Source organism: Candidatus Propionivibrio aalborgensis (assembly GCF_900089945.1).
Lineage (GTDB): Bacteria > Pseudomonadota > Gammaproteobacteria > Burkholderiales > Rhodocyclaceae > Propionivibrio > Propionivibrio aalborgensis.
The window spans coordinates 1-2706 of sequence record NZ_FLQY01000091.1 but is presented as its reverse complement, the minus strand read 5'-3'; the positions used below and the strand labels follow the sequence as shown (position 1 = coordinate 2706).

Below are 2706 nucleotides of genomic sequence, written 5' to 3'. Positions count from 1 at the left end.
GGCTGGGGCGTCAACGGCCACGTCGGAACGCTCAACTTGAAGAACGTTCACAACGGCGACTACACGGACTGGAAAATCGGCGTAACCAAGGACATTTCCGGATGGGTGGTGGCGCTTTCCTATGTCGACACCAATGCCTCGGGCAAATGCTCTGGCGCGTCAACCTATCAACCCTATTGTTTCTATAGTTCGCTTTCCGACAGCAACGGTACGCTTCAGACCAGCTCGCACACCAAGGACGCGGGTAACGGCATCGCCATCGTTTCGGTCAGCAAGTCATTCTGACATCTTTTTGTAACCGGGGAGGTGTCACCCTCCCCAGAATTGGAGCACATCATGAAAATGGTTACCGCAATCATCAAGCCCTTCAAGCTTGACGAAGTGCGTGAAGCGCTTTCCGTCATCGGCGTACAGGGCATCACGGTCACCGAGGTCAAGGGCTTCGGTCGTCAGAAAGGTCACACCGAGCTTTATCGTGGCGCCGAGTATGTCGTCGATTTTCTGCCGAAAGTCAAAGTCGATGCCGCGATTCAGGATTCGATGCTGGACCAGGTGATCGAAGCCATCGAAAAATCCGCCGGCACCGGAAAGATCGGCGACGGCAAAATTTTTGTTTTCGACCTTGAACAGGTCATCCGCATCCGCACCGGCGAAACCGGTGAGGAAGCCCTGTGAGGAGCGCATCATGAAAAACCTCTTAGTCATACTCGCTCTGTTTGGTGCCGTGACCTGCACCGCACCGGCATGGGCAGACGAAAAAGCGGCAGACGCGCCGCCAGCCACGGCCATGGCCACGCCAACTTCAGCGGCCGCAGCAGAAGCTCCTGCCGCACCAGCATTCGCGATGAACAAGGCGGACAACGCCTGGATCATGGTCTGTGCGGCGCTGGTGATCCTGATGTCGATCCCGGGCCTGGCATTGTTCTACGGCGGACTGGTCCGTTCCAAGAACATGCTATCGGTGCTGATGCAGGTCTTTGTCACCTTCTCGATGATCAGCGTCCTCTGGGTAGTCTATGGCTACTCGATGGCCTTTACCGAGGGTGGCAGCTTCTTTGGGACGCTTGACAAGCTGTTCCTGAAGGGCGTCACGCCCGAATCGTTGGGAGCCACCTTCAGCAAGGGGGTCTATATCTCGGAACTCACCTTCGTGATTTTCCAGGGCGCCTTCGCGGCAATCACCTGCGGACTGATCGTCGGTGCGTTCGCCGAGCGTGCCAAGTTCTCCGCCATCCTGGTCTTCATGCTCATCTGGTTCACCTTCTCCTACCTGCCGATGGCGCATATGGTGTGGTATTGGGCAGGTCCGGACGCGTATATCGACGCAGCGGCGGCAGAGGCCGCGGGCAAGACGGCAGGCTTCCTGTTCCAGAAAGGCGCGCTCGACTTTGCCGGCGGCACCGTGGTGCATATCAATGCGGCTGTCGCCGGGCTGGTAGGCGCCTTCATGATCGGCAAACGGGTCGGTTACGGCAAGGAATCGATGGCCCCGCACAGTCTGACCTTCACCATGATCGGCGCCTCACTTCTGTGGTTTGGCTGGTTCGGTTTCAACGCCGGATCCGCTCTGGAAGCATCGGGCGGCTCGGCCCTGGCGATGGTCAATACCTGGGTTGCCACGGCTTGTGCGGCCATGTCCTGGATGCTGGCTGAATGGCTGATCAAGGGCAAGCCTTCGATGCTGGGTGCAGCTTCCGGCGCGGTAGCCGGTCTGGTGGCGATCACCCCGGCGGCCGGTTTTGTCGGTGTCATGGGCGCCATCATCATTGGCCTGCTGGCTGGCATCGTCTGCCTGTGGGGCGTCAATGGCCTGAAGAGGATGCTTGGGGCCGACGACTCGCTCGACGTGTTCGGCGTGCATGGTGTCGGCGGCATACTCGGCGCCATCCTAACGGGTGTTTTCTGTGCCCCTTCGCTCGGCGGTACCGGTGTCTATGACTACGTGGCCAATGCGGTTGGCGATTACGACATGGGCGCCCAGGTAATCAACCAGTTGTGGGGCGTGGGTACGACAGTCGTGTGGTCCGGCCTGGTTTCGTTGGTCGCCTTCAAGGTGGTCGACATGTTCATCGGTCTGCGTGTGCCGGAAGAAGAAGAGCGCGAAGGTCTGGACATCACTTCGCATGGCGAGTCGGCTTACCACATCTGATATCTTTTCGCAGACAACCTCCTTTGGGCGCCCTTGTGGCGCCCTTTTTTATGTGGCTTCTGCAACCAAATCCAACTCGGACCATCAAGAAAAACTGGTGAATCGATGGTCGGCACGACGAGCAGTCTTTCAAACCGCTCAGCATTGCGTGATCAAATCGCTTCGGGTAGCATCGCCCGAAAATGTATTCGAGTATGGCCTCCGGGAACTCCGATCCAACCATGCTGTCAGGTAATGAGTTCAACACGCGGCGGCGCTTCACTTTGCACACCAACCAGGTACACAGCCAAGGGCTGCAAGTGACTCGACAATGAACGAGAACGCCATTCGGATCAGGACGAACTGGAGCAGCGATGCTGGACATTGCGATCAAGTTTCTTGCTGACGAAGTCAATACCCACCTGAAAAAGCGCGCCTTGTCGGCGAGCGGACTCGGCGAGGTTGTCACCGGACAGATTGTCGATGACGCGGGCAAGTGGGCGACTGCGGCCGACAACATCGGCCTGACACTGGTCAATATCGAAGAAGACCGCATCATGCGTGAGCATCTGCCTGAG

The 2706-nt window shown here is 58.1% G+C and carries 4 protein-coding genes; all 4 read left to right on the top strand.

Going from position 1 to position 2706, the window contains the following annotated elements:
• On the top strand, nt 1-285 hold a 285-nt coding region (locus tag PROAA_RS05795), incomplete at its 5' end, for a TorF family putative porin (RefSeq protein WP_342669210.1).
• A 51-nt stretch (nt 286-336) separates the two neighbouring features.
• A complete protein-coding gene (gene glnK / locus PROAA_RS05790) occupies nt 337-675 on the top strand; it encodes a P-II family nitrogen regulator (RefSeq protein ID WP_186410434.1) in 339 nt (112 codons plus the stop codon).
• Between the two features lie 10 nt (nt 676-685).
• Entirely contained in the window at nt 686-2149 is a 1464-nt protein-coding gene (locus PROAA_RS05785; protein ID WP_186410433.1) for an ammonium transporter, read from the top strand.
• Nucleotides 2150-2502: 353 nt separating this feature from the next.
• Nucleotides 2503-2706 (top strand): hypothetical protein (locus PROAA_RS05780; protein WP_222102124.1); only part of this gene is annotated, 204 nt, incomplete at its 3' end.